Origin of the sequence: Actinomadura hibisca NBRC 15177, from assembly GCF_001552635.1 — a bacterium.
Taxonomy (GTDB): domain Bacteria; phylum Actinomycetota; class Actinomycetes; order Streptosporangiales; family Streptosporangiaceae; genus Spirillospora; species Spirillospora hibisca.
Genome location: NZ_BCRO01000040.1, coordinates 132244 through 158253 on the forward strand (window position 1 = coordinate 132244; position 26010 = coordinate 158253).

19 protein-coding genes and 1 pseudogene are annotated in these 26010 nt (G+C 73.9%); 14 read left to right on the top strand and 6 right to left on the bottom strand.

The window, feature by feature from the left end; translation table 11 throughout:
- The first annotated feature begins 88 nt into the window (after positions 1-88).
- The 8 genes from AH6_RS19970 (at position 89) to AH6_RS20010 (ending at position 9977) form a co-directional block, all read left to right on the top strand.
- Complete coding sequence (locus AH6_RS19970) at positions 89-1687, top strand: FAD-binding oxidoreductase (protein ID WP_067482117.1); 1599 nt, start codon at positions 89-91, stop codon at positions 1685-1687.
- A gap of 3 nt (positions 1688-1690) precedes the next feature.
- Complete coding sequence (locus AH6_RS19975) at positions 1691-2590, top strand: diacylglycerol/lipid kinase family protein (protein ID WP_067481988.1); 900 nt, start codon at positions 1691-1693, stop codon at positions 2588-2590.
- A 613-nt stretch (positions 2591-3203) separates the two neighbouring features.
- Positions 3204-3602, top strand: a complete 399-nt coding sequence (locus AH6_RS19985; protein WP_067481992.1) for a YccF domain-containing protein — start codon at positions 3204-3206, stop codon at positions 3600-3602.
- A 184-nt stretch (positions 3603-3786) separates the two neighbouring features.
- The gene (locus tag AH6_RS46950; RefSeq protein ID WP_083983214.1) at positions 3787-4236 is read left to right on the top strand and encodes a DUF485 domain-containing protein; all 450 of its coding nucleotides are present in this window, start codon (positions 3787-3789) and stop codon (positions 4234-4236) included.
- Positions 4233-5903 carry a monocarboxylic acid transporter gene (locus tag AH6_RS19995; RefSeq protein ID WP_067481994.1) on the top strand — a complete coding sequence of 557 codons (1671 nt, stop codon included), beginning with the start codon at positions 4233-4235 and terminating at the stop codon, positions 5901-5903. The genes AH6_RS46950 and AH6_RS19995 overlap by 4 nt, the downstream gene beginning before the upstream one ends.
- A gap of 104 nt (positions 5904-6007) precedes the next feature.
- A complete protein-coding gene (locus AH6_RS20000) occupies positions 6008-7531 on the top strand; it encodes a metallophosphoesterase family protein (RefSeq protein ID WP_067481996.1) in 1524 nt (507 codons plus the stop codon).
- 75 nt (positions 7532-7606) lie between these two features.
- Positions 7607-8128 (top strand): DUF4234 domain-containing protein, encoded by a 522-nt coding sequence (locus tag AH6_RS20005; RefSeq protein ID WP_067481998.1) that lies wholly within the window; start codon positions 7607-7609, stop codon positions 8126-8128.
- Positions 8129-8288: 160 nt separating this feature from the next.
- A complete protein-coding gene (locus AH6_RS20010; protein ID WP_067482000.1) occupies positions 8289-9977 on the top strand; it encodes a bifunctional 3'-5' exonuclease/DNA polymerase in 1689 nt (562 codons plus the stop codon).
- 57 nt (positions 9978-10034) lie between these two features.
- On the opposite strand, the gene AH6_RS20015 is transcribed toward AH6_RS20010, so the two are convergent.
- From AH6_RS20015 to AH6_RS20035, 5 genes and pseudogenes are all read right to left on the bottom strand, one after another.
- Positions 10035-11285, bottom strand: a complete 1251-nt coding sequence (locus AH6_RS20015) for a flavin-dependent oxidoreductase (protein WP_067482002.1) — start codon at positions 11283-11285, stop codon at positions 10035-10037.
- A 16-nt stretch (positions 11286-11301) separates the two neighbouring features.
- Positions 11302-12105, bottom strand: coding sequence for an ABC transporter permease (locus AH6_RS20020; protein WP_067482005.1), 804 nt, complete (start codon positions 12103-12105; stop codon positions 11302-11304).
- On the bottom strand, positions 12102-12878 hold the full coding sequence (locus tag AH6_RS20025; RefSeq protein ID WP_067482007.1) for an ABC transporter permease: 777 nt from the start codon (positions 12876-12878) through the stop codon (positions 12102-12104). The genes AH6_RS20020 and AH6_RS20025 overlap by 4 nt, the downstream gene beginning before the upstream one ends.
- A complete protein-coding gene (locus tag AH6_RS20030) occupies positions 12875-13852 on the bottom strand; it encodes an ABC transporter substrate-binding protein (RefSeq protein WP_067482009.1) in 978 nt (325 codons plus the stop codon). The genes AH6_RS20025 and AH6_RS20030 overlap by 4 nt, the downstream gene beginning before the upstream one ends.
- Before the next feature lie 605 nt (positions 13853-14457).
- A pseudogene (locus tag AH6_RS20035) lies at positions 14458-15201 on the bottom strand (ABC transporter ATP-binding protein); the annotation flags it as partial.
- A gap of 425 nt (positions 15202-15626) precedes the next feature.
- Here AH6_RS20035 and AH6_RS20040 point away from each other — a divergent pair.
- The 5 genes from AH6_RS20040 to AH6_RS20060 all read left to right on the top strand — a co-directional run bounded on the left by AH6_RS20040 (position 15627) and on the right by AH6_RS20060 (position 21481).
- Entirely contained in the window at positions 15627-19004 is a 3378-nt protein-coding gene (locus AH6_RS20040) for a nitrate- and nitrite sensing domain-containing protein (RefSeq protein ID WP_067482011.1), read from the top strand.
- Positions 19001-19447 carry a roadblock/LC7 domain-containing protein gene (locus AH6_RS20045; protein WP_067482013.1) on the top strand — a complete coding sequence of 149 codons (447 nt, stop codon included), beginning with the start codon at positions 19001-19003 and terminating at the stop codon, positions 19445-19447. Before AH6_RS20040 ends, AH6_RS20045 begins: the two co-directional genes overlap by 4 nt.
- Positions 19448-19476: 29 nt before the next feature.
- On the top strand, positions 19477-19917 hold the full coding sequence (locus tag AH6_RS20050) for a DUF742 domain-containing protein (RefSeq protein ID WP_067482015.1): 441 nt from the start codon (positions 19477-19479) through the stop codon (positions 19915-19917).
- Between the two features lie 34 nt (positions 19918-19951).
- Positions 19952-20542, top strand: a complete 591-nt coding sequence (locus tag AH6_RS20055) for a GTP-binding protein (protein WP_067482119.1) — start codon at positions 19952-19954, stop codon at positions 20540-20542.
- 165 nt (positions 20543-20707) lie between these two features.
- Entirely contained in the window at positions 20708-21481 is a 774-nt protein-coding gene (locus AH6_RS20060; RefSeq protein ID WP_067482017.1) for an SGNH/GDSL hydrolase family protein, read from the top strand.
- A gap of 187 nt (positions 21482-21668) precedes the next feature.
- On the opposite strand, the gene AH6_RS44735 is transcribed toward AH6_RS20060, so the two are convergent.
- On the bottom strand, positions 21669-22022 hold the full coding sequence (locus AH6_RS44735) for an STAS domain-containing protein (protein WP_067482019.1): 354 nt from the start codon (positions 22020-22022) through the stop codon (positions 21669-21671).
- A gap of 247 nt (positions 22023-22269) precedes the next feature.
- On the opposite strand from AH6_RS44735, the gene AH6_RS20070 reads away from it, so the two are divergent.
- Positions 22270-25932, top strand: a complete 3663-nt coding sequence (locus AH6_RS20070; protein WP_067482021.1) for an AAA family ATPase — start codon at positions 22270-22272, stop codon at positions 25930-25932.
- Positions 25933-26010: the final 78 nt, after the last annotated feature.

A 26010-nucleotide genomic window follows, 5' to 3' on the forward strand; every position in this document is an offset into this window, starting at 1 on the left:
CACAGTGTAAGCCACAGCCCGCCGGGCGGGGTGCACAGGGACACGGTGCAAGGGACAGAGCGAGGGAGACGCGGTGGACACGCGCGACATGTTGTGGAGCGGCTGGGGCGACCCGGCCAAGGCCGCGCCGCTGCCGGACTCGGTGGCCGGGCTGCTGCGCGACCTGCTGGGGGTGCGCCCCGCGACGGCGGCCGCCGCCGGGATCGAGGACCTGACGGTCGCCGCCTCGCGCCTGTCGGAGGCCGACCTGACCGCGCTCGCGGGAGCCGTCGGCGGGGCTGCGCACGTGCGCACCGACGCCGAGGCCCGCATCCGGCACACGCGCGGCAAGTCCACCCCTGACCTGCTGCGCATCCGCGCGGGCGAGACCGCCGACGCGCCGGACGCGGTGCTGCTGCCCGGCTCGCACGAGCAGGTGCTCGCGGTGCTGGAGGCGTGCACCGAGCGGCGGATCGCGGTCGTGCCGTTCGGCGGCGGCACCTCCGTCGTCGGCGGCCTCGCGCCGGAGGGCGTGTCGTCGTTCGTCGCGCTGGACCTGCGCCGCCTGGACGCGCTGGTCTCCGTTGACGAGGTCTCGCGCACCGCCGTCCTCCAGCCGGGCCTGCGCGCCCCGCAGGCCGAGGCCCTGCTGCGCGAGCGCGGCTACACCCTCGGCCACTTCCCGCAGTCGTTCGAGTGGGCCACCATCGGCGGGTTCGCCGCCGCGCGTTCCAGCGGCCAGGCGTCGGCCGGGTACGGGCGCTTCGACGACATGGTCGTCGGCCTCACCGTCGCCACCCCGCGCGGCACCCTGGACCTGGGCCGCGCGCCCAAGTCGGCCGCCGGGCCGGACCTGCGGCAGCTCGTGCTGGGCTCGGAGGGCGCGTTCGGCGTCATCACCGCCGTCACCGTGAAGATCCACCCGGTCCCGACCGAGGCCGCCTACGAGGGCTGGCGCTTCGCCTCCTTCGACCTGGGCGCGGCCGCGCTGCGCCGGATCGCGCAGGACGGCCCGCTGCCGGTGGTGCTGCGGCTGTCCGACGAGACCGAGACCATGATCGGCCTCGCCGACCCCACGGCCATCGGCGGCGGCCTGTCGGAGGCGGCGGGCTGCCTGGTCGTGCTGGGCTTCGAGGGCACCGCCGAGCAGATCGCCGAGCGCCGCGCCGTCGTGCGCGCCGTCCTGGAGCAGGCGGGCGGCGAGCGCCTGGGGGCCGGGCCCGGCGAGAAGTGGGTGCACGGCCGCTTCAACGCCCCCTACCTGCGCGACTCGCTGCTGGACGTCGGCGCGTTCGCCGAGACGCTGGAGACGGCGGCGTTCTGGTCGCAGATCCCGGCGCTGTACGCGGGCGTCAAGCAGGCCCTCACCGACACCCTCGCCGCGTCCGGCACGCCGCCGCTGGTGATGTGCCACATCTCCCACGTGTACGCCGCCGGCGCGTCCCTGTACTTCACCGTGGTGTCCGCGCAGGGCGAGGACGCGGTCGCACATTGGGCCAAGGCCAAGCACGCCGCCAACGACGCGATCATCGCCGCGGGCGGCACCATCAGCCACCACCACGGCGTGGGCACCGACCACCGCGACTGGTACGCCCGCGAGATCGGCCCCCTCGGCGTGGACGTGCTGCGCGCGGTCAAGGCGAGCCTGGACCCCGCCGGGATCCTCAACCCCGGGGTGCTGATCGCCCCCGCCGTCCCGCAGGAGTAGCCCGTGCCCTCCCCCCGTACCTTCACCGCGGTCGTCAACCCCACCTCCGGCGGCTCCACCTCGGCGGCCACGCTGATCCCGCTGGCCCGGCTGCTGCGCGAGGCCGGAGCCGAGGTCGCCGTGGAGTACAGCCGCGGCCTGGAGCACGCCGTCGCGCTGGCGCGCGGGGCCGCGGCCGCCGGGCACGTGGTGCTCGGCGTGGGCGGCGACGGCATGGTCGGCTGCGTCGGCGGCGCGCTGGCCGGGAGCGACGCGGTGCTCGGCATCGTCCCGGCCGGGCGCGGCAACGACTTCGCCCGCCAGCTCGCCATCCCCGCCGACCCGGGGGAGCTGGCGGCGCTGCTGCTGGAGGGCGAGCCGCGCCCGGTGGACGCCATCGACGCCAACGGCACCGCCGTGCTCGGCAGCGTCTACGCGGGCGTGGACGCGGTCGCCAACGACAACGCCAACAAGACGCGCCTGCTGCGCGGCTCGATGTCCTACACCGTGGGCGCGCTGCGCGCGGTGCTGGCGTGGAAGCCCGCCGAGTACCGGATCACGCTGGAGGGGACCGAGCACCTGCGGCGGGGGTACTCGGTGGTGGCCGCCAACTCCGGCTACTACGGGTTCGGGCGGCACATCGCGCCCGACGCGCGGGTGGACGACGGGCTGCTGGACGTCGTCATCCTCAAGCACGCCTCCAAGGCGCTGTTCTTCACGGTGCTGAACGAGCTGGCGGCGGGCACGCACGTGCGACGGCCGCAGGTGGAGGTGCTGCGCGGCCGCGAGGTGCGGATCGAGCTGGCCGGCACCGCCGCGATGGCGGGGCGCGTGCTGCCCTACGGGGCCGACGGCGAGCTGCCGGGGGTGCTGCCGGTGACCGCGCGGGTGATGCCGGGGGCGCTGCGCGTGCTGGCCCCGTGACGGGACGGCGGCGAGGGCGCGGCGGAGGCGCGGCCGGGGCGGGCTCCGCAGTTTTGGCCTCGCCGTTTGGGTCGGTTTACGGGGTCATTACAGGCCACCCGTTAGTGTCATTATTAGTCCCGATTGAGGGACATTCGGGTCGTCTGTGGAGGCATCATGGGAAGGCGACAGCTCGCCGTTCTGGGGGGACTCATGATGACCGCAGGCGCCCTCGCCGTGGTGGCGCCGGTGTCTACGGGGGTGGCGCCGGCGACCACCACGTTCAGCCCTGCCGAACGAGCGACCCGGGCCGTGGGGGCCGGGGTCCTGGAGACCAGCCGAGCCTTGGTGGGGCAGGCCCGGCCGTACCCGGTCCGCAGCGTGACCATGCCCGCGGTGGGCGCGGTCCCGGAGCGCCCTTACCCGGTCCGCAGCGTCACCTGACCGTACGTCGGCCGGACCCGGCCGCCGCGTGAAGAGCGCAAGCTCCGCGGCGGCCTTGTCATGTTCGGGGACATGTCCGACGGCATGTCCGGCGTGGTGGTGCGCCGATACCGTCCGGCATCCCACGATATGAAAAAACGGTGACCCGCGCTTTCGGAGACGTGTGCGGGCGAACCCCTAGGGTGTCTGCGTGCGCACCCTCCTCAACGTCATCTGGTTGGTTCTGTCCGGTTTCTGGCTCGCCATCGGTTACGCCGTCGCCGGGATCATCTGCTTCATCCTGATCATCACCATCCCGTTCGGCGTCGCGGCGTTCCGGATCGCGCTGTTCGCGCTCTGGCCGTTCGGCAACACGGTGGTGCGCCGCCGGGACGCCGGGGCGGGCTCGGCGCTCGGCAACGTCGTCTGGCTGATCGTGGCCGGATGGTGGCTGGCGTTGGGGCACCTGTTCTCCGGCATCGCGCTCTGCATCACGATCATCGGCATCCCGTTCGGCATCGCCAACTTCAAGCTGATCCCGGTGTCGCTGCTGCCGCTGGGCCGCGAGATCGTGCCCACCGGCGACCCGCGCTCGTTCGCCGTGGAGTGATCGTCCGGATGCCCCGAATGTGATCCAGATCTCATTCCGGCATCGGCCCCGCATCGGCTCCGTCTCTCTCCGGACGCACCAACCAAGCTTTTGGTCAAATGGCCTGCACCGGCCACTTCCCCCGGGAATCCTGGCCGCCGATACCGGAGAGAGTGTGTGGGGTGATCATTTGCCGGAGGTGCATGTGACTACGGAGTCATCAGGGCCCGCAGGCGGCGGCGGGGCCGCCACCGGGGCCGACAACTACGTCCTGATCGACCAGAGCCCGGAGTTCCAGCGGCTCCGGTCCTCCTTCCGCCGCTTCGTCTTCCCCATGACGGCGGCCTTCCTGGTCTGGTACCTGCTCTACGTCGTGCTGTCGGCCTACGCGCGCGACTTCATGGGCGCCAAGGTCGTCGGCGAGATCAACGTCGCGCTGGTGTTCGGGCTGCTGCAGTTCGCCTCGACCTTCCTCATCGCGGTCCTGTACGAGCGGTACGCGCGCCGCCGCCTGGAGCCGCTCGCCGCGGCCGTCGACACCTCGTCGGTGGCCCTGACCAAGGACGCCCACGCGGGCGCCGGCGCCGTCTCCCCGGTCGACGGCGACGCCCCCGGGGCCCCCGACACCGACGGAACCCAGGAGGGGCGCCGATGACCCACGCGCTCACCGTCGCCGGCCCGGCGGCCCCCGTGCTGGCGGCGACCGAGAACGAGCACCGCACGTTCTCGCTGGTGCTGTTCGCCCTGTTCGTGGCGGTCACGCTCTACATCACGATCCGGGCCAGCCGCCAGAACCGCACCGCCGCCGACTACTACGCGGGCGGCCGCTCGTTCTCCCCGCTCCAGAACGGCCTGGCGATCGGCGGTGACTACATGTCGGCCGCCTCGTTCCTCGGCATCGCGGGCATGTTCGCGCTGTCGGGCTACGACGGGTTCCTCTACTCGATCGGGTTCCTGGTCGCGTGGCTGGTCGCGCTGCTGCTGGTGGCCGAGCTGCTGCGCAACTCGGGCCGCTTCACCATGGCCGACGTCCTCGCCTTCCGGATGCGGCAGCGCCCGGTGCGCGCGGCGGCGGGCATCTCCACGATCGTGGTGTCGATCTTCTACCTGCTGGCCCAGATGGTCGGCGCCGGCGCGCTGGTGTCGCTGCTGCTGGGCTCGCAGAGCGAGTCCACCAAGATCTGGACCATCGTGATCGTCGGCGCGCTGATGATCTTCTATGTCACCGTCGGCGGCATGAAGGGCACCACCTGGGTGCAGATCGTCAAGGCCGTGCTGCTGATGACCGGCGCGCTGGTCATGACGGTGTGGGTGCTGGCCAAGTACGACTTCAACATCTCCACCCTGCTCGGCGCGGCCGCCGACGCCAGCGGCAAGGGCCAGGCGTTCCTGGAGCCGGGCCTGAAGTACGGCGCGACCGACGTGTGGTCCAAGCTGGACCTGCTGTCGCTCGGCCTCGCGCTGGTGCTGGGCACCGCGGGCCTGCCGCACATCCTGATCCGCTTCTACACCGTGCCCAACTCCCGGGCCGCGCGGACCTCGGTGAACTGGGCGATCGGCATCATCGGCGCGTTCTACCTGATGACCCTGGTCATCGGGTTCGGCGCCGCCGCGCTGGTCGGCAGCAAGGCGATCGCCGCGCAGGACAAGGGCGGCAACACCGCCGCGCCGCAGCTCGCCGAGGCGCTGGGCGGCGGGGCCGGGTCCACCGGCGGCGCGATCTTCCTGGCGGTGATCGCGGCGGTCGCGTTCGCCACGATCCTGGCGGTGGTCGCCGGGCTCACGCTGGCGTCGTCCTCGTCGTTCTCGCACGACATCTTCGCCAGCGTGCTGCGCCGCGGGAAGGCCACCGAGCAGGACGAGGTGAAGGTCGCCCGGATCGCCGCGCTGGCGATCGGCGCGATCGCGATCGTGCTGTCGATCTTCGCGCGCGGGATGAACGTGGCGTTCCTGGTGGCGCTGGCGTTCGCGGTGGCGGCCTCGGCGAACCTGCCGACGCTGCTGTTCTCGCTGTTCTGGAAGAAGTTCAACACCAGCGGCGCGGTCGCGGGCATCTACGGCGGCCTGGTCTCGGCCGTCGGCGTGGTGCTGCTCAGCCCGATCTGCTGGGGCGGCAAGTCCGACACGATCCCCAAGGGGAACGTGGACGCGCTGTTCAGCGAGACGGTCGTCGCGCCCATCCCGTTGCAGAACCCCGGCCTGATCTCCATCCCGGTCGGGTTCCTGTGCGCCTACCTCGGCACCGTGTTGTCCAAGGAGCGCACCGACGCCAAGTACGCCGAGCTGGAGGTGCGGTCGCTGACCGGCACCGGGGCGCACTAGGGCGACACCGGCGGGTCGTTTCGTACGGGGGCGTACCGAACGGCTTGACGCGCGGATCACCTCCGGGGAAGGGTTGCAGAACCCCCACCCCCCGGAGGTTTTCTGTGTCCGGCACCCAGCCGCCGCCCGCCAGCTCACGGACGTCGGAGGAGGGCGCGGGCTGGACCCGGGGCACGCCCGGCAGCTTCGAGGAGTTGCTGCCCGCCAAGGTGCCGGCCTTCTCCTGGCGGCGGCCCGGGGTGTTGTGGCGCTCGCGCAACGACGTGCTGGCCCGCCTGTTCGGCGACCCCTCCGACGCCATCCGCCGCCGCTGCGTGGAGGCGCTGGCCGAGCGCGGCGCGCCCGCCGCGTTCACCGTGCACCGGCCCGCGACCGAGTTCTCGTTCCTGCTGATGGGCGACACCGGCGAGGGCGACCGCTCGCAGTACGCGGTGGTGCCGCCGCTGCTGAAGGCGGGCGCGGGCACCGACTTCCTCGTCATCGCCAGCGACGTCATCTACCCCACCGGCGACGCGGGCGACTACCCCGCCAAGTTCTTCCGCCCCTACCGCGACTACCCCGGCCCGATCTTCGCCGTGCCCGGCAACCACGACTGGTACGACGGGCTGCGCGGCTTCCTGCGGGTGTTCTGCGACCTGGCCGCCGACTGCGCGCCGCCGCCCTGGCGTGGCCCGCTCGGCCTGGTGCCCCGGTTGCTGTGGCGGCGGCCCGGCGAGGTGGACGAAGGCGCGCTGGCCGCCGCCCGCGCCGAGCACCGGGGCGCGCCCGGCCAGCAGGCGTCGCTGCCCGGCCCCTACTGGGCGATCGACACCCCGGCGCTGCGGATCATCGGCATCGACACCGGCATCACCGGCGGCATCGACCGCGACCAGGGCCGGTGGTTGCGCGAGGTGTCGGCCGGGCCCAAGGCCAAGCTGCTGGTCACCGGCAAGCCGCTGCGGGTGGACGACGAGGTGCGGCCCGGCCCGATCGAGGGCGGCGGCACCGTGGACGAGATCGTCCGCGACCCCGCGCACCACTACGTCGCGGCGATCGGCGGCGACATCCACAACTACCAGCGCTACCCGGTGCCGGTCGGCGAGGGGCCCGGCGCGCGCGTCGTGCACTACGTGGTGGCCGGGGGAGGCGGCGCGTTCATGCACGCCACCCACACCATCCCGCGCACGGGCGTGGTGCCCGAGGACCGGTTCCGCTGCTACCCGCTGCGCGGCGACTCGTTGTCGCGCTACAGCAAGCTGTACGGGCGGGTGACGCGGCTGCCGAAGGTGTTCGAGCTGACGCCGGAGGAGGCCACCGTCGCCGTCCGGCACCGGCTCGGCATCGAGCCCGCGCGCGGCTACGACGAGCGGATCGCGCCGTCGCGGCGCGCGCTGTTCGTGGCGGCGGTGCTGGGGGTGCCGCGCGGCGACCGCAAGCGTCCCCGGCTGCTGCGGCTGCCGGTGCGCCGCATGCCGCAGCGGTTCCGCTCGGAGCTGGCCGACTGGGACCGGCCGCCGTTCTTCAAGAACTTCCTGCGGCTGGACGTCACCGAGCGCGAGCTGCGCATCCGCTGCCTCGGCGTCACCGGATGGGCCGAGCACGAGGCCGACCCGCCCTGCGAGGACGACGTGACGATTCCGCTGCGGTGAACTGGCCGGAAAAAGCCAGACGAGCACGTTTATTCGGCTTTATGTCTAATGATCACTCCCGTACAGTCTTCCCCCATGAGCTACCCCCAGCCGGGACAGGCGCAGCCCCACCAGCCGCAACACGCGCCGCACCACCAGTACCAGGGCGGGCACGCGCCCGTTCCCGCCCAGCAGCACGCCCCCCAGCACGCCGCCGGCGCGGGCCACAACATGAAGCGCCGCAACCCGCTGGCCGCCTGGCTCGGCCTGCCGATGATCACTTTGGGGATCTACGGCCTGGTCTGGTTCTACAAGACCCACGCCGAGCTGTACGCCTACGACCGCCGCACCGGCGACGCGGCCACCAACGCGCTGCTGTCGATGATCTTCGGCTTCGTCACCCTCGGCATCTGGCCGCTGGTGATGTGGGTGAAGATGGCCGGGCGCATCGCCCAGGCGCAGCGCGCGGCGGGCCTCCAGGGCACCTGCAGCGGCGGGCTGGGCTTCCTGCTGGGCATCTTCGGCTTCGGCGTCCTGTACTACCAGCTCGAACTGAACAAGGTCGTGGACCGGTACGGCTCGGCCCCGGCCGGCCAGCAGGTCCCGCTGGCGGCGTGACCCGCCGGGGCGCGGCCTCCCTGCACCGCGCCCCCTGCCGCCCTGATCGTTGATCGTCCAAGCCGCGCCGGCCCCTCCCGCGCCCCCCTCTCGGGGCGCGGGAGGGGCTGTCGTGCTTCCGGCGTGCTGTTCTGTCAGTGCCGGGCGCGACAATGCGTAGGTGAGGATCGCGGTGGCCGCCGGGGCGGACGGCGGGGGACGGCTGCGCCCCCTCGCCGAGGACGGCACGCCCGCCGGTCCGGCCGAGACCGTGCCCGACCTGGCCGCCGCCGTCGCGGCGCGGGAGCGGGCCGAACGGGGCGACGGCGGCGCGCCCCGCTGGGTCTGGCCCGCCACCGCGCGCCTGTACCCGCGCCTGCTGGCCGCCGGGGTGCGGGTCGAGCGCTGCCATGACCTGGAGCTGGTCGAGAGCCTGCTGTCGGGCCACGCGGGCCGCTACGGCGAGCCCCGGTCGGTCGCGGCGGCGTGGGCGCGGCTGCGCGGCGAGCCGGTGCCCGAGGACGCGCCCCCGCCCGGCGAGCAGGGGCCGCAGGCGTCGCTGTTCGACACGGCGTCGTTCAGCGCGGAGGAGCCGCTCCCGGGCGGCGACGACCTGGAGCAGATCGTCGCCGTGCACGCCGAGCAGCAGCGCCGCGTCGCGGGCCTGGACGGGTTCGCGCTGCTGGCGGCGGCCGAGTCGGCGGGGTCGCTGGTGGCCGCCGAGATGGGCCACGACGGGCTGCCCTGGTCGCGCGAGCGGCACGACGCCCTGCTCACCGACCTGCTCGGCCCCCGGCCGTCCGGCGGGCTGCGGCCGCGCCGCCTCCAGGAGCTGGCCGACCGGATCAGCGCCGCGTTCGGGCCGCGCGTGCACGTCAACCCCGACTCTCCGGTGCAGATCGTCAAGGCGTTCGCCGCCGCCGGGCAGCCTATCACCTCCACCCGCGCGCACGTGCTCAAACGGCTCGACCACCCGGCGGTGCCGCTGCTGCTGGAGTACAAGGAGCTGTCGCGACTGCACACCGCGCACGGCTGGACGTGGCTCGACACCTGGGTGCGGGACGGGCGGTTCCGCCCCGAGTACGTGGTCGGCGGCGTGGTGTCGGGCCGCTGGGCCACCAACGGCGGCGGCGCGTTGCAGATCCCGCGCGTGTTGCGGCAGGCCGTGGTCGCCGACCCCGGCTGGTCCCTGGTGGTCGCCGACGCCGCCCAGCTCGAACCGCGCGTGCTGGCCGCGCTCGCCGGAGACCGCGCGTTCGCCGACGCCGCCGCGCACGGCGACCTGTACGCCGCGCTGTCGCACGCCTTCACCGACGGCGGCGAGCTGACCGCCCGCGACAAGGCGAAGCTGGCGCTGCTGTCGGCGATGTACGGGGGCGGCACCGGCGACGCGGTGCAGTTCCTGGCGGTGCTGAAGAACCGGTTCCCCGACGCGTTCGGCTACGTCGAGGCGGCGGCGCGGGCGGGGGAGCGGGGCCACCTGGTGCGGTCCCTGCTCGGCCGCACCTGTCCGCCGCCCTCGGCCGACTGGCGGGCGCTGACCTCCACCGATGAGGACGACCGGTCGGCGTCGGCGCTGCGCAGCCGGGGCCGCTTCACGCGCAACTTCGTGGTGCAGGCGACCGCCGCCGACTGGGCGCTGGCGCTGCTCGGCACGTTGCGGCTGCGGCTGGCCCGGATGGGAGCGCCGCGCCTGGTGTTCTTCCAGCACGACGAGGTGATCGTGCACGCGCCCGCCGAGCTGGCCGCCGAGGTCGCCGACGCCGTCCGCGCGTCGGCGCAGGACGCCCGGCGGCTGCTGTTCGGCGACACGCCCGTGGTGTTCCCGATGGAGGCGGTCGTGGTGGATTCCTACGCCGACGCCAAATAGCGACCGATACGCCTCTGCCCCCGTTGCGACGGGGGCAGAGGCGAGGGCGCTTTCGGGTCAGGGGGTGAGGGAGGGGCGGGCGTTCAGGGCCGCCACGTCGGAGAAGGACGTCTGCCGGTAGGCGCCGGTGATGGTCTCCAGCTCCTGCGCGCTCAGCACGTCCTCGATGCGCTCGAAGCCGCCGGGGGCGCGCTCGCTGACGGTGTGCAGCACGCGGTCGGCGGGCATGTCGCGGCAGGCCAGCACGATCGTGTTGACCTTCTCGCGGCGCTCCAGCTCGTAGGCCGCCAGGCCCTTCTCGGGGCTGTCGGCGCGGGCCAGCTCCCAGGCCAGGACGCGGGCGTCGATGACGGCCTGCGACCCGCCGTTGGACCCGATCGGGTACATCGGGTGCGCGGCGTCGCCCAGCAGCGTGACCCGGCCCCGGCCCCAGGACGGCAGCGGGTCGCGGTCGACCATGGGGTATTCCAGGATGCGGTCGGTGCGCGACAGCAGCGCCGGGACGTCCAGCCAGTCGAACGTCCAGTCCGCGAAGTGCGGCAGCACGTCCTCAAGGCGGCCCGCGCGGTTCCAGTCGGCGAACTCCGACAGCCGGTCGTCGGGGATCTTGACCTCGGCGACCCAGTTGAGCAGCTGGCGGCCCCCGTCGCGCCGGGCGATCGGGTAGACGACCAGCTTGGCGGCGGCGTTGCTGCCCGCCACCGCCAGCGTCGCGCCGGTCAGGAACGGCTCGCCCTCGGTGACGCCACGCCACATGCGGATGCCGTTCCAGCGCGGCGCGCCCTCGCCCGGGTGCAGCGCCGCGCGCACCGTCGAGTGCAGGCCGTCCGCGCCGACCAGCACGTCGGTCTCGACGGTCTCCACGGTGCCCGACGTGCGGTCGCGCAACCGGACCCGCACGACGTCGCCGTCCTCCTCGAAGCCCTCGCAGGCGGTCCCGGCCCGGACCGCGCCCGCGCCGAGCCGCTCGCGCACCGCGTCGAGCAGCACCATCTGGAGGTCGCCGCGGTGCACCGAGTACTGCGGCCAGTCGTAGCCGAGCGCGCGGCCGCGCGGCTCGCCCCAGATGCGGCCGCCGCGCCCGTCGAAGTGCACCATCTCGGCGGTCTCGATGCCGAGCGCCGCCATGCGCTCGCCGAGCCCCAGCTCGGTCAGCTCCCGCACCGCGTGCGGCAGCACGTTGATGCCGACGCCGAGCGGGCGCAGCTCGCCCGCCGCGTCGACGACCGTGGCCTCGATCCCGGCGGCGTGCAGGCTCAGCGCGGTCGTCAGACCGCCGATGCCCGCGCCGACGATGAGGACGCGCATCGTTGTTCCTTTCCGGTCAGGAGGTCAGGCGCTGCGCGCCGGAGTGCCAGCGCAGCAGGCGCCGCTCCAGCAGCATGAACGCTCCGTTGAACAGCCAGCCCAGCACGCCCAGCATGACGATGCCGGCCCACAGCTGCTCGGTCTCGAAGTCGCGCTGCGCGCTCAGCAGCCGCGCGCCCAGCCCGGCGGTGGAGCCGGTCAGCTCCGACAGCACCATCAGGATCAGCGCGAACGACAGGCTGACCCGCAGCCCGGCGAAGATCTTCGGGGCCGCCGCGGGCAGGATGACGACCAGCAGCCGGCGCAGCGGCGAGATGCCGAACACCCGGGCGGTCTCCAGCTGGAGCCGCTCCACGGTGCGCACGCCGTCGGTGGTGTTGAGCAGCACCGGCCAGATCACGCCGAACGCGATCGTCACCACGTACATCGTGGTGGTGAGCTGGAAGACGATCAGGAAGAACGGCAGCAGCGTCGCGGGCGGGACGGCCCGCGCGAACTGCATCACCGGGTCCAGCAGGGCGTGCAGCGTCGCCGAGCGGCCGATCGCGGTGCCCAGCACCACGCCCGCCAGGCCCGCCAGCAGCCAGCCGGCGAACAGGTGCCCCAGGCTGGTGGAGAAGTCGTCCACCGCCTTGTCGGTGAGGAAGGCGCGCGAGGCCGGGCCGGAGAACCACAACTCCCGCAACTGCGCGACGATCGTCGAAGGGGGCGGGAAGTCGCCCGACTTCACCAGCCGGGTGACCAGCTCCCAGGCCGCGATCAGCGCGACCACCAGCCACGCCCGTCCCGCGGTCCCGCGCAGCGCGCGCACGGCCCTCATGCGATCCCCTCGACCTTGGCGTTGTTCCAGCGGAACGCCACCCGTTCGGCGCCGACCAGCAGCGCGTTGATCAGCAGCCCGAGCACGCCCGACCAGCAGGCCACCGCGAGCATGATCTCGGGACGGCCGCCGCCGGCCTGGCTCTCGGTCAGGAACAGGCCGATGCCGTCGAAGCCGCCCGCCAGCAGCTCGGTGCTGATGGTCACCAGCAGCGCGACCGAGGCGGAGATGCGCACGCCGGTGGCGATGAACGGCGCGGCGCTCGGCAGGGTGACCCGCCACAACACCGCCAGGCGGCCGAACCCGAACGAGGTCAGCGTCTCCTTGGCGACCGGGTCCACGTCGCGCAGCGCGTACAGGGTGTTGATCAGGATGGGCCAGAGCGAGGCGTAGAACACCACCGCGACCGTCGCCCCGGTGCTCGAGGAGATCAGCACCGTCGCCAGCGGGATCAGCGCCACCGACGGGATCGGGCGGCACAGCTCCACCAGCGCCCGCGCGGCCGTGTCGAGCACGGGCACCGAGCCCAGCAGCAGGCCCAGCGGCACCGCGACCGCGACGGCCAGCAGCAGGCCCGCGGCCCAGGTCCGCAGGGAGGCGACCACGTCGACCAGGAACTCCGAGTCGGCGGCCAGCCGGCCGGCCTCCGCCAGGATGGTGGAGGCCGGCGGCAGCGCGGTGGCGTCGACCAGGCCGGTGCGGCTCACGATCTCGACGACGGCGACCGTCCCGAGGACGCCGACGGCGCCGAGCAGCGACCGGCGGGGGCTCATGAGCCGCCGGCCAGCAGCGGCTTGACCTCGAGGCGGGAGTCGACGTACTTGAACTGCTGCATCACGTCGGCGACGCGCTGGAGCCGGGTGTCGCTCAGCGAGGTCGGGTAGGTGCCGAAGCTCATCGTCCCGGCGACCTTGGCGTCGATGCCCTTGGCGTAGGTCGGCAGGACGTCCTGCACGACCTTGCGGTCGGCGGCCATGCCCTGCGCCTTGGCCAGCGCGCGCTGGAAGGCCGCGACGGTCTTGGGGTTGTCGGCGGCGAACTTCTCGCTGGAGGCGTAGCCGGCGATCGGGAAGTCGGCGGTCGGGCCGGTGGACAGGTCGGCCAGCAGGCGCGCGCCCAGCGAGCTCTGGATCTGGGTGCCGAACGGCTCGATGGCCTGGACGGCGTCCACGCTCCCGGACTTCAGCGCCGCCTCCATGGCGGGCGGGGCGACCTCGACGAAGTTCTTGTCCTCGTCCAGCTCCAGGCCGGTCGGCTTGGCGGCCGCGCGCACCAGCAGGGTGCTGATGTTGCGCTTGGTGTTGACGGCGATCTTCTTGCCGGCCAGGTCCTTCACCGACTGGATCTTGGAGTCCTTGGGCACCAGCAGCACGTGGGTCTTGGGACCGCTCTGGAAGCCCTCGGCAAGGATCTTCGGCTTGAAGTCGTTCTTGGCCGCGGCCGACAACAGCGACACGTAGTTGCCGAAGGAGATGTCGAACTGGCCGCCCTTGAGCTTGGGCACGGCCAGGGAGCCACCGGCGATGACCTGGGTCTTGACCTTCAGGCCCTCGGCCTTGAACAGGCCCTTGGAGATGGCCAGCTGCAACGGGGCGGTGTCGGCGACCGCCATGGTGCCGACGGTGATCTCGGACTTCTCCAGCCCGCTGGCGGACTTGGGCTCGTCGCCGCCGCAGGCGGCGGTGGCCGCCAGGGCGAGGGCGAGGACGCCGGACAGCGCGGCCGATCGACGGTGGACTGCAGACATGGTGATGCTCCAGCACGCGGGGGGAAGAACAGGGATGAAAGTGATCTTTCAACGATCCGGGAGCGTAGCGCAGGTTTCCTCGCGTACCGGGGCGTAGAGATCACATCTTGATGGACGAATCGCGAAGCGTCTCGCCTGGTCACCGGCCGGTGACGCAGCGCGGTCCGGGTCGCGACGCCCTGTGGCGGCGCGGCGACGGGGCGGCGCGGAAGGGGTGGGAGAGGGGGAGCGTCCGCGCCGCCGCGGGGGCGTCAGGCCGGCTTGTCGCCCGAGGGGGCCGCCTTCGCGGCGACGGCCTCGTCCTTGCCGGTGGTTGTGGCGGTGGTCTCGCCGGTGGTCTTGGCGTCGGTCTCGCCGGTGGCCTGCTCCGCCTTCTTGGCGGCGGGCTTCTTGGCGGCGGCGGCCGCGATGCTGGTCTTGGTGGTGTCGGGCTTCTTGACGACGTCGGCCTTGCCCTCGGGCTTGCTCTCGGCCTTGTCCTCGGCCTTGTCCTCGGCCTTGTCCTCGGCCTTGTCCTCCGCCTTGTCGGCGGCGTCGGCCTCGGTGTCGGCCTCGGTGTCGGCGTCGGTCTTGGCGTCGCTCTTGGCGTCGGCCTCGGTCGCGCCGCCGCGGACCAGGCGGCCCACCTCCGCGCGCAGCCGCACGAACTCCGGCAGCCCCCGCGTCTCGATCTGGTCGCGCTCGGCGGGCAGCGTCACCGGCAGGTCGGCGCGCACGCCGGTGGGGGACTTGCCGAGGATGACCACGCGGTCGCCGACGTAGACGCTCTCGTCGATGTCGTGGGTGACCAGCAGGATCGTCATCTTCTCCGCGCGGTGCACCTTCAGGACCAGGTCCTCCAGGTCCTCGCGGGTCTGCGCGTCCACCGAGCCGAACGGCTCGTCCATCAGCAGCAGCGACGGCCGGTAGGCCAGCGCGCGGGCGATCGACACCCGCTGCTGCATGCCGCCCGACAGCTGCCAGGGGTACTTGCGGGCGGCGTCGGCGAGGCCGACCTCCTCCAGCGCCTCCAGCGCGGCCTCGCGGCGCTCCTGCTTGGACTTGCCGCGCCGCCGCAGCGGGAGCGCCACGTTGTCGCGGACCGTCAGCCAGGGGAACAACGAGCGGCTGTAGTCCTGGAACACCACCGCGAGGTTGTCGGGCACGCCGACGATCGCCTCGCCGTCCAGGGTCACGGTGCCGCCGGTGGGGCGGATCAGCCCGGCGATGCAGCGCAGCAGGGTGGACTTGCCGCAGCCGGAGGGGCCGACGATGCTGACCAGTTCGCCGTCGCGGACGGTCAGGTCCAGCGAGTCGATGGCGAGGTGCCCGTCGGCGTAGGAATGGGTCAGACCAGCGAGTTCAAGCAACACTGCCACCTTGTGCGATGATTCGTCGGAAACGCCCGGGAGCGTAGCGCACCCCCGCAGAACCCTCCGGGGCGTCCGGCCGGCCCGTCCGGCGACCGTCCGGATAGTTAGCAGTTTGTGACACAGCCGGGCAATGCGGCACAAATTCCCACCATTGTGATCATTCCGCTTGGCCTCGTCGCTCGCTCTGTGTTGCAATGTTCGGCGCTCGTCTGGCGCGACGGGAGCGACAGGACGCGCGACGAGGGACCCAGGTCGCGGATGCGCCGGGAAGCAGACAGCGCGGTGAGAGGTAGCGGAGGGCAGTGCGGAAAGCGCAAGGGGCGCCAGAGCCCCCAGAGACACCCCAGGCATCCCCGCCGACCAGCGCGGAGACCGCGCGGCGCGGCTCGCCCGCCGGCCGGTTCCGGCTGCGCAACTGGCGCGTGCGCGCCCGGCTCTTCGCGCTGATCGCGATCCCGACGCTGGTCGCCGCGGCGCTGGCGGGCTACCGGGTCTCGGTCTCGCTGGACAACGCCGAGTCCTTCCAGCGGCTGGAGCGGCTCGCCACGCTCGGTGAGCGGATGGCGGTGCTCGCCCACGAGCTGGAGAACGAGCGCGACACCCGCGTCCAGTTCGCCGCGGGCGGCACGCGCACGGGCCTCGACCTGGCCGAGATGAGCGCCCGGCAGCGCGCGGTGGACGACGCCGCCGCCAAGGTCCGCGCCGCGGCCGCGCAGGTCGAGACCGGCGACTCCACCAGCCTGCGGCTGACCGTCGGCAACGTGGTGACCCGCATCGAGGTGCTGCCCGCGCTGCGCCGCCTGGCGGGCCAGCTCCCGCCGAGCGTGATCGTGGACAAGTACACCTCGTTCATCACCGACGTGAACAACTTCCACGTCCAGGTGGCGCAGAACGCCCCGCGCACCGACCTGGCGCAGAACGCGCTGGCGCTGTCGGCGCTGTCGCGCGCCAAGGACGCCGCCTCCCGCGAGCGCGCCCTGGTGGCCACCGCGCTGTGGGCGGGCCGCTTCGAGCAGGGCGACCTGACCGCGCTGGAGAAGGCGCGCACCGAGTGGGAGAGCGCGCTGGCCTCGTTCCGGTCGGCCTCCACCGCCGAGCAGCGCCAGCGCTACGACGACACCGTCACCGGCCCCGAGATCGACCGCGCCGAGTACACGCGGGTGACCGCGCTGTACCGCGCGCGGGCGAGCCGGACGCTGGCGGTGCGGCCGCTCGGCTGGCGCAACGCCGCCGAGTGGACCCGCGACATGTCCTTCAAGGTCGACCGCACCCGCACCGTGGAGGCGGGCCTGGCCCGCACGCTGACCGAGCGCACCACCGCGCTGGAGGACGACGCCTCCACCGCCGCGCTGCGCGACGCCGCGCTCGCCCTGATCACCCTGATCCTGGTGCTGCTCACCACCGTGCTGGTCGCGCGGTCGCTGGTGCGGCCGCTGCGCCGCCTGCAAGCGGGCGCGCTGGAGGTCGCGGGCAGCCGCCTGCCGGGCCTGGTGGACCGGCTGCGCGACCCCGAGGCCGCCGCCGGCGGCATCGAGGTCGAGCCCATCGACGTGGACTCCAGCGACGAGATCGGCCAGGTGGCCCGCGCCTTCGACGAGGTCCACCGCGAGGCGGTCCGGCTGGCCGCCGACGAGGCGGTCCTGCGCGGCAACATCAACGCGATGTTCGTCAACCTGTCGCGCCGCAGCCAGTCCCTCATCGAGCGCCAGCTGCGCCTGATCGAGGAGCTGGAGCAGAGCGAGCGCGACGAGGAGCAGCTCGCCAACCTGTTCCGCCTGGACCACCTGGCCACCCGCATGCGCCGCAACTGCGAGAACCTGCTGGTCCTCGGCGGCCAGGAGCAGGTGCGCCGGCGCAACCAGCCGGTGCCGCTGATCGACGTGGTGCGCGCCTCGTTGTCGGAGGTCGAGCAGTACGAGCGGGTCGCGCTGCGCGTGCAGGGCGACATGCGCGTCGCCGGCCCCGCCGTCAACGACCTGGTGCACCTGCTGGCCGAGCTGGTGGAGAACGCCACCACCTTCTCCTCGGAGAACACCAAGGTCACCGTGTCGGGCCAGCTGCTCAGCGGCGGCGGCGCGATGCTCCAGATCAACGACAACGGCGTGGGCATGTCGCCGGAGGAGCTGGAGCAGGCCAACTGGCGCCTGGCCAACCCCCCGGTCATCGACTTCTCGGCGGCCCGCCGCATGGGCCTGTTCGTGGTCGGCCGCCTGGCGGTCCGGCACGGCGTCCGCGTCGAGCTGCGCGCCGCCCAGGGCGGCGGCCTCACCGCGTTCGTGGTGCTCCCGGACGCGCTGGTCGCGCCGGGCGACCCCGGCGTCGGCTCCCGCGCGTTCGGCGCGCCCGCCGCCCCGGCGGCCCTCCCGGCCGGTCCGGCCGGCGCGGGCGGCAACGGGCTGTTCCAGCGCGACGAGCCCGTCCCCGGCCAGCGCCGCTCGCGCGGCGACACCGGCGGCTTCCCCGCAGTGCGAGACTCCGGCCCGCAGCCGGTCTACGGCGGCGCCGCCGCGAACCCGATGTTCGACGGCGCCCGCGACCAGCGGCCGCGCGAGGACACCGGGGCCCACGCCCTGTACTCCGACACGGGCTACGGGGACACGGGCTACTCCGACAACGGGTACGCCGACAACGGCTACTCCGACAACGGGTACGCCGGCACCGGCGAGCACCGCATGGCCGAGAACACCGGCGCGCACCCGCTGTTCGGCGACACCGGCGAGCACCGGGCGGCCGAGGGCACCGGCGCGCACGGCGTGTTCGACGACGGCCGCGACCAGCGGTCCCGCGAGGACACCGGCGCCCATCCGCTGTTCGGCGGCACCGGCGACCACCGGACCGGGGACACCGGCACGCAGCGCGCCCTCGGCGACACCGGCCCCGTGCCCGCGGTCCCGTCGTTCGGCGACACCGGCCCGCAGCCGGTCGTCCCGCCGGCCGCGCCGCCCGCCGACCGGCCCGCGAGCCGCCTCGGCGAGCTGCCGGTCCGCCAGCCCGGCACCAACCTGCCGGGCCGCGCCGGAGCGGCGCCGGGCGGCGCGCAGAACGGCGCCCGGCCCCCGCTGAACGGCGCCCCGGCGTCCCCGCGCGACCAGCGCCGCGACCTGCCGCCCGAGAACGCGCGCCCGGCCGTGCCCGAGGCGCAGCCCGAGGTCCCCGCCCAGCAGCGGCGTCCGATCTCCTGGGAGACCGGACCGCAACCGGCCGTGCCCGAGTCCGGGCCGGCGGGCCCGGACCGGTGGGAGGAGCCCCCCGCGTCCGGCGGCGGGGCGTCCGCACCCGAGCCGTTCACGCTGGAGGAACCCATCTCCGAGCCGCCCGCCGCCCCGCCCGGACCACGCCCCCAGATCCCGCGCCGGCGACCGGAACGGTCGCCGATCTTCGACGCGATGCAGTCGGAGTGGTTCCAGCGCCGGGACGTCGACGAGCCGACCGACGACCTGGCCCGGGGCTGGTCCTCGCCCGCCGACGCCGGTTTCCAGGCGGCCGAGGCGGCCGCCAAGCCGGTGGCGGGCCAGCGCACGTCCGTCGGGCTGCCCAAGCGGGTGCCCGGCAAGAACCGGGTGCCGGGCGCGGTCGCCGGGAACACCACGCCGCCGACCGTGCCGACCGGCACGCCCGGCGGCACGGCGGGCGGCGCGCCACCACAGCCGCGCGGCCAGTCGGCCGACACCGTGCGCAACCGGTTCGCCAGCCTGCAGCGCGGTGTGCACAAGGGCCGTCTGGCCCGCGACGCCGGGCCCGGCGACACGACAGGTGAGGGACCGTCGTACGACGACGGCGAGACAGGAGGAACCCGGTGAGCGGGCAAGATCTCAACTGGTTGGTGACGAACTTCGCGGATCGTGTCCCGAAGGTCGCACACGCCGTGGTGGTCTCCTCCGACGGCCTGCCGATGGCCTACTCGGCGGGGTTCCCGCCGGAGCGGGCCGACCAGCTCTCGGCGATCGCCTCGGGGCTGATGAGCCTCACCCAGGGCGCCGCCAAGATCTTCGACGCGGGCGGCGTGAGCCAGACCGTGGTGGAGATGGACCGCGGGCTGCTGTTCGTCATGTCGATCGCCAACGGCTCGGTGTTCGCCGTGCTGGCCGCGCCCGACTGCGACCTGGGCCTGGTGGCCTACGAGATGACCCTGCTGGTGGAGCGGGTGGGCCGGGCGCTGACCCCGGCGCTGCGCGGCGGCTCCGAACCGCCGTACGGGGGACCGCCGGTCCCGGAGATGGGTCCCGGACCGGCTCGTTACTGATCTGACTGACTCTGACGGAGGTCGGCGAGATGGATCGAGGCGGTCCCTATGGCGCCGGGCCGGGCGGTGGGCCCCCCTGGGGCTACGACCAGCAGCAGCGGCAGCCCGCCCGGCAGCCCGAGCCCGAGGACGACTCCAGTTCCCTGGTGCGGCCCTACGCCGTCACCGGGGGCCGGACCCGGCCGCGGTACGACCTGGCGATCGAGGCCCTGGTGTCGGCGGCGCCCTACCCGCCGCGCGACGTGGCCATGCTGACGCCGGAGTACCGGGCGATCATGGACCTGTGCCGCTCGGCGCGCTCGGTCGCCGAGGTGTCGGCGCTGCTGAAGCTGCCGCTGGGCGTGGCGCGGGTGCTGATCGCCGACATGGCTCTCGAGGGACTGCTGCGGCTGCACCAGTCGCGTCCCGCCGGTACGCAGCCGGACCTCCGTCTGCTCGAAAGGGTTCTCAGTGGACTACGCAAGCTCTGACCGGGTCCCCCCGGCCGGCCCGCCCGAGGCCGAGCTGACCTCGGTCAAGATCGTGGTGGGCGGCGGATTCGGCGTCGGCAAGACGACCTTCGTCGGCTCGGTGTCGGAGATCATGCCGCTCACCACCGAGGCGGTGATGACCGCCGCCAGCGCCGAGGTGGACGACCTGTCGGCGGTGCCCGACAAGACGACCACCACCGTGGCCATGGACTTCGGCCGCGTGTCGCTGGACCGCGAGCTGATCCTGTACCTGTTCGGCACGCCCGGCCAGCACCGGTTCTGGTTCATGTGGGACGACCTGGTCAAGGGGGCCATCGGCGCGGTCGTGCTGGTGGACACCCGGCGGCTGGCCGACTGCTTCGCGGCGGTGGACTACTTCGAGGAGCTGGGGCTGCCGTTCGTGGTCGGCGTCAACGGCTTCCACGGCGAGTTCCAGTACGGCCTGGAGGACATCCGCGACGCGCTGTCGATCAGCGCGCACGTGCCGATCCTGGAGTGCGACGCGCGCTCGCGCGAGTCCACCAAGGCCGTGCTGATCACGCTGGTCAAGCACGCCATGACCATGCACATGAACGCCGGCGGCCCGCCGCCCGCCCAGGGCGGGATGGTCGGCCACCGGGGCTGAGCGGAACGCGCGCCCGGAGACCCGAGGGTCGCCGGGCGCACGACGCCGCCGTCCCGGCCTCACGCCGCCTCGCCGCCGGAGACGATCTTACGGTCGCGTAGGGAGCTGCCCGCGATGCATGATGAATGCACATAAGCAGCGCAGATCCGGCATTTGGGAAGCGTGATGGACGAGACGGAGACGATCGGGACCTACGTCGCCCTCGGCGACAGCTTCACCGAGGGCATGAACGATCCCTACCCCGGCCAGGCCGACGCCTTCCGGGGCTGGGCCGACCGGCTGGCCGAGCACCTGGCCGCCGCCCACCCCGGCCTGCGGTACGCCAACCTCGCGGTGCGCGGCAAGCTGCTGCACCAGATCGCGGCCGACCAGGTGCCGCTCGCGGTGGAGTTGCGGCCGGACCTGGTGACCCTGTGCGCGGGCGGCAACGACATCATCCGGCCCGGCTCGGACCCCGACGCGCTGGCGGTGGAGTTCGACGGCGCGGTGCGGCGGTTGCGGGCCACCGGCGCGCGGGTGGTGCTGTTCACCGGGTTCGACACCCGGGGCCTGCGCTCGGGCCACCGCATCCGCGGCAAGGCCGCCACCTACAACATGCACCTGCGGGCCATCGCCGACCGGCGCGGCTGCACGGTGGTGGACCTGTGGTCGCTGCCGGTCTTCAACGACCCGCGCGCCTGGTACGAGGACCGGCTGCACCTGTCGTCGGAGGGGCACCGGCGGATGGCGCTGCGGGTCGCCGAGGTGCTCGGCGTGCCCGTCGAGGGCGACTGGCGCGAGCCGTGGCCGCAGGTCGACCCGGCGCGCTGGCTGGAGCTGCGCCGCGACGACGTGTACTGGGCGCGCACGTACCTGCTGCCGTGGGTCGCCCGCCGCGCGCGGGGCCGGTCGTCGGGCGACGGCCGCGAGCCCAAGCGCCCGACGCCGCTGCCGCTGTGATCCGGTTGCCGCTGTGACCCGGTAGGACCGCGAGAACGCGACGACGGCCGTGCCCCGGAGACCAAGGATCTCCGGGGCACGGCCGTTCGGCGTTCGGGGACGTTCTCTCAGGGGGCGGCGGAGTAGGAGGGCGGCGGAGTAGGAGGGCGGCGGAGTAGAAGGGCGGCGGTGTGTCCGAGGCGGTGCCTCAGCCCGGTGCGGCGGTGCCGGCCAGCGCCTCTTCCAAGGAGCCGACGACGGTCATCCGGCGGTGCATGCCGGTGATCTCCAGCGTCCGGCGGACGATGGGCCGGGGCGCGGCCAGCGTGAAGCTGCCCCCGGCGGCGGTGACCGCCTTGTAGCAGTGCACCAGGACCGACAGGCCCTGGGAGTCCATGAACTCCAGGTCCGCGAGGTCCAGCACCAGGTGCTCACCGTGGGAGCGGCGGGCGGCGCTCAGGCGCAGCCGCAGGTCCTCGGCGGTGGCGATGTCGAGCTCGCCGCACAGGCGGACCAGCGTGTGGCCGTCGTGCGGGCGGGTGCTCACTTGCAGTGGTCGCACGGGGTGTCCCCTTCCGGGGTCGGGTGCTCTGACCGGAGTCCGGTGAAAGCTTTCCACACGACAACTATCCCGGACCGGGCGCGCGATGCCAACCCGCGACCCGGCGGGGACCGCTCCAAAAGGATGTGTGTGATCGCACCGCGCCGTAGGGTGCTTGTCGGACGCCGTGTCAGGCCCCCGTCCCGCCCAGCGTCGCCCGCACCGCACCGTCCCCCGCCCCTGACGGGCAAGAGAGAAGGACCTCCAGGTGAGCGCCCCCCGGTTGCCGGAAGACCTCGAACTGCTGCTGACCGACGAGCCCGTGCTGGACATCTACGCGCACGGACCCTGGCGGGTGCCGGACGGCCTGTACGGGAGACTGCGCGAGCGCGCGGTCGAGTTCAACGGCGATCCCCGCGCGGTGGTGCTGACCCGGCAGCTCAGCGACTTCTACGGGGCCGACACCTCCACCGCCGGGGCCGAGCTGTGGTCGCTGCTGACGTTCCTGCTGGGCGCCTCGGCGGTGCGCGCCGGGACGCGCGGCGACGTGGAGTACGAGGTGCTGTCGGCCTTCCTGGCCGTCCCCGAGCCGGCCGTCCGCGACCCGCTGGCCTGGTTCAGCCAGGGCGGCCGGTGGCGGCCGCCGGGGCAGTGGTTGCGCGAGCCCGCGGGCGACGACCGGCAGCGCCGCCAGGTGATGTACGACCTGGCCCGCGCGGCGCTCGACGTCCTGGAGGGCCTGGAACCGCTGGAGCCGCGCCGCCGCGCGCTGGTCGCGCTGTTCGACCGGCACGCCGCCGACGCCGCGCTGCGCGAGGCCGACCTCGCCGTCCCGCACGAGCGGCTGGACGAGGTGTGGACCGGCCGCCTGACCGGGCCCGAGCTGGCGCTGCTGCCGGAGCTGGCCGGGCCCGTCGGCCACCTGGACTGGGTGTGCTCGGGGCTGGCGGCGGTGCACCGGCGGCTGCTGGCGGCGGTCGGCGACGGCGACGGGCTGGAGACGGCGCTGGCGCGGCTGCTGCTCGCGGCGGCCGACGACCCGCAGGCGTGCGTCGTCCCGCCGGAGATGGCCGTCGCGCTCGGCGCGCCCGGCTACGAGCAGCTCTGCGAGCGGCTGCGGGCCGCGCGGCCGGAGTTCGCCGTCGAGCGCTGGCAGCGGGACGTGCGCGGCTGGCTGGCGCGCGGCATGGTCGCCGGGGAGGTGGCCGCGTGCCGGGCGTGGCTCGACATGGGCGCGCGCCTGACCGGCGTCGTGCAGGGGCTGCCCGACCCGGCCACCAACCCGCGCTGCCGCCTGCCGATCAGCGCGTTCCAGCTCGACCTGCGGCGGCTGTTCGCGCCGCGCCGGGTGCCCAACGCGCTGGCCGCCCTGCCCGAGCCCGAGCCGCGCCCGAGCGAGCAGGCCGCCACCGGGCAGGCCGCCGAGCAGGCCGACGGGCCGGACGAGAACGGCGGGGAGGGCAAGGCCGCGCGGCCCGTCCCGCCCGCCGTGGAGGGCGAGCCGCTGGTCGGCCAGCCCGACCTGATGCGCGCGCTGCGCGCTGCGCTCGGCGGCCGGATCTCGGGACGGCGCGCGCTGCGGCTGCTGGTCAGCGGCCCCGAGGGCACCGGGAAGGGCACCGCCGCCGAGCTGGCCGAGCGGGCGCTGATCGAGTGCGGCGCGATCCGCGAGGCGTTGTGGGTGTCGGACCAGGTGTTCGCCGCGCTGACGGTGAGCGACGCGGTCCTGTGGCTCCAGGCGCGCGTGCGCGACTGCGTCGAGGGCCGCATGTTGCTGGTGGTGGACGACCTGGAGCGGATGGCCGCCCACGAGCGGTGCGGCCCGGCGGCCGTGGAGGAGCTGCGGCGGCTGATGGCGCGCTCGCCCGGCCTGGACGTGATCGCGCTGTGCCGCGCGGACGGCGACCGGCGGCTGTTCAAGGTCAACCCCGCGCTGGTGCGCGCCTTCGAGGTCGCCCGCACCACCGACTTCACCGCCGCCGGCCACGCCGAGCTGTTCCGCCGCGCGCTGGCCGCGCACGGCCTGGAGACCACCGGTGAGGCCGCCGACGTCGCGGGCGAGCTGCTGGCCCGCACCCCGCCGACGCTGAACCTGCGCGGCGCGCGCCTGGTCGAGCAGGTCGTCGCGCAGAGCGCCGCCGCCGCGCTCGCCCGCGTCCGCGCGTCCGGCGAGCCCGCCGAGGGCCCGCTCCGGGTCACCCGTGACGACCTGCCGCAGCAGCCGCTGTCGGGCCACAACGGCGACCCGCTGGCCGAGCTCGACGCGATGATCGGCATCGGGCCCGTCAAGGACGAGGTGCACGCGCTGGTCGCCGAGGCCAAGGCCGTGCAGCTGCGGCGCGAGGCCGGGATGCCCGCCTCCGCGCGCCCGCGCCACCTGGCGTTCGCCGGGAACTCCGGCACCGGCCGCCGCACCGTCGCCGGGCTGCTGGGCCGCCTGTACGCCGGGCTCGGCGTGCTGAGCAGCGGCCACCTGGTCGAGGTGGAGCGCGGCGACCTCCAGGGCGACTTCCCCGGCGAGAGCGCGCTGAGGATGCGGCGCGCGGCCGAACGCGCGCACGGCGGCGTCCTGCTGGTGCACGACGCGCACCTGGCCAAGGCCGACCCCGCGCACGGCCGCGAGGCCCTGGACGCGCTGGTGACCACGATGCAGGCCAACCCCGACGACCTGGTCGTGGTGCTGACCGGCCCGTCGGACGCGCTGCCCGACCTGCTGCGCGAGAACCCCGACCTGGCCGCGCAGTTCCCGCTGACGGTGCACTTCCCCGACCTCGGCGACCAGGAGCTGGTGGAGCTGTTCGCCGCCCGCGCCGCCGCCGCCGGGTTCGCGCTCGCCGACGGCACCCTCGACAAGGTGGCCCGGCTGGTGCGCACCGCGCCGCGCGGCCCCGGCTTCGCCAACGCGGGCCTCGCGCTCGGCCTGCTCGACCAGGCGGTGGCGATGCAGGGCCGCCGGGTGCTGGCCGACGACGTGGTCGACGACACCGAGCGGCTCGACGAGATCCTGCCCGAGGACGTGCCCGACGCGCTCACCGCCGGGCCGGGCCGCGGCTCCGACGACCCGCGCGGCGAGATCGCCCGGCTGATCGGGCTGGCCGCCGTCAAGGAGGAGGTCGAGCACCTGGTCGCCGAGGCCAAGGCCGCCCCGATGCGGGAGCGGGCCAACCAGCGGCTGCCGCAACCGTCGCGGCACATGGTGTTCACCGGCAACCCCGGCACGGCCAAGACCACGATCGCCCGGCTGATCGCCGCCGTCTACGCCGAGCTGGGCCTGCTGTCGTCGGGCCACCTGGTGGAGGTGACGCGCGCCAACCTGGTCGCCGAGTACGTCGGCCAGACCGCGCCGCGCGTGCGCGCCGTCGTCGAACGCGCCCTGGGCGGGGTGCTGTTCATCGACGAGGCGTACACGCTGACGCAGGCCACCGGGGACGGCCGCGACTTCGGCGCCGAGGCCGTCGCCGAACTGCTGCTGCGCATGGAGGAGCACCGCTCGGACCTGGTCGTGATCGTCGCCGGGTACGGCGAGCAGATGGAGGAGTTCCTGAACTCCAACCCCGGCCTGCGCGAGCGCTTCCCCAAGAAGGTGCACTTCCCCGACTACAGCGACGAGGAGCTCATCGAGATCTTCGAGTACATGGCGGGCGGCCACGGCTTCGTGCTGGCCGACGGCGTGCTGGAGACGTTGGAGCGGCGGCTGGCCGCCCACAAGCGCGACAAGGCGTTCGGCAACGCGCGGCTGGTGCGCAACCTGCTGGAGGGGGCCATCTCCCGGCAGGGACGGCGGATCACCGAGGCCGAGCGGGAGGACCCCGGCAGCGTCGGCCCGGCCGAGGTGCGGCTGCTGCGCCCGGAGGACCTGCCCCCGGCGATCGGCCCGCGCCCCTATCCCACCGGTTTCTTCGGGTTCCGGGACGTCCCCGAGAACCGGTAGTCGCCGCCGGGCGTGCCCCGTGAGGGGGACACGCCGGGCGGGGCCCGTCGCAGTACAGGCTGATGACGATCTGTCAAC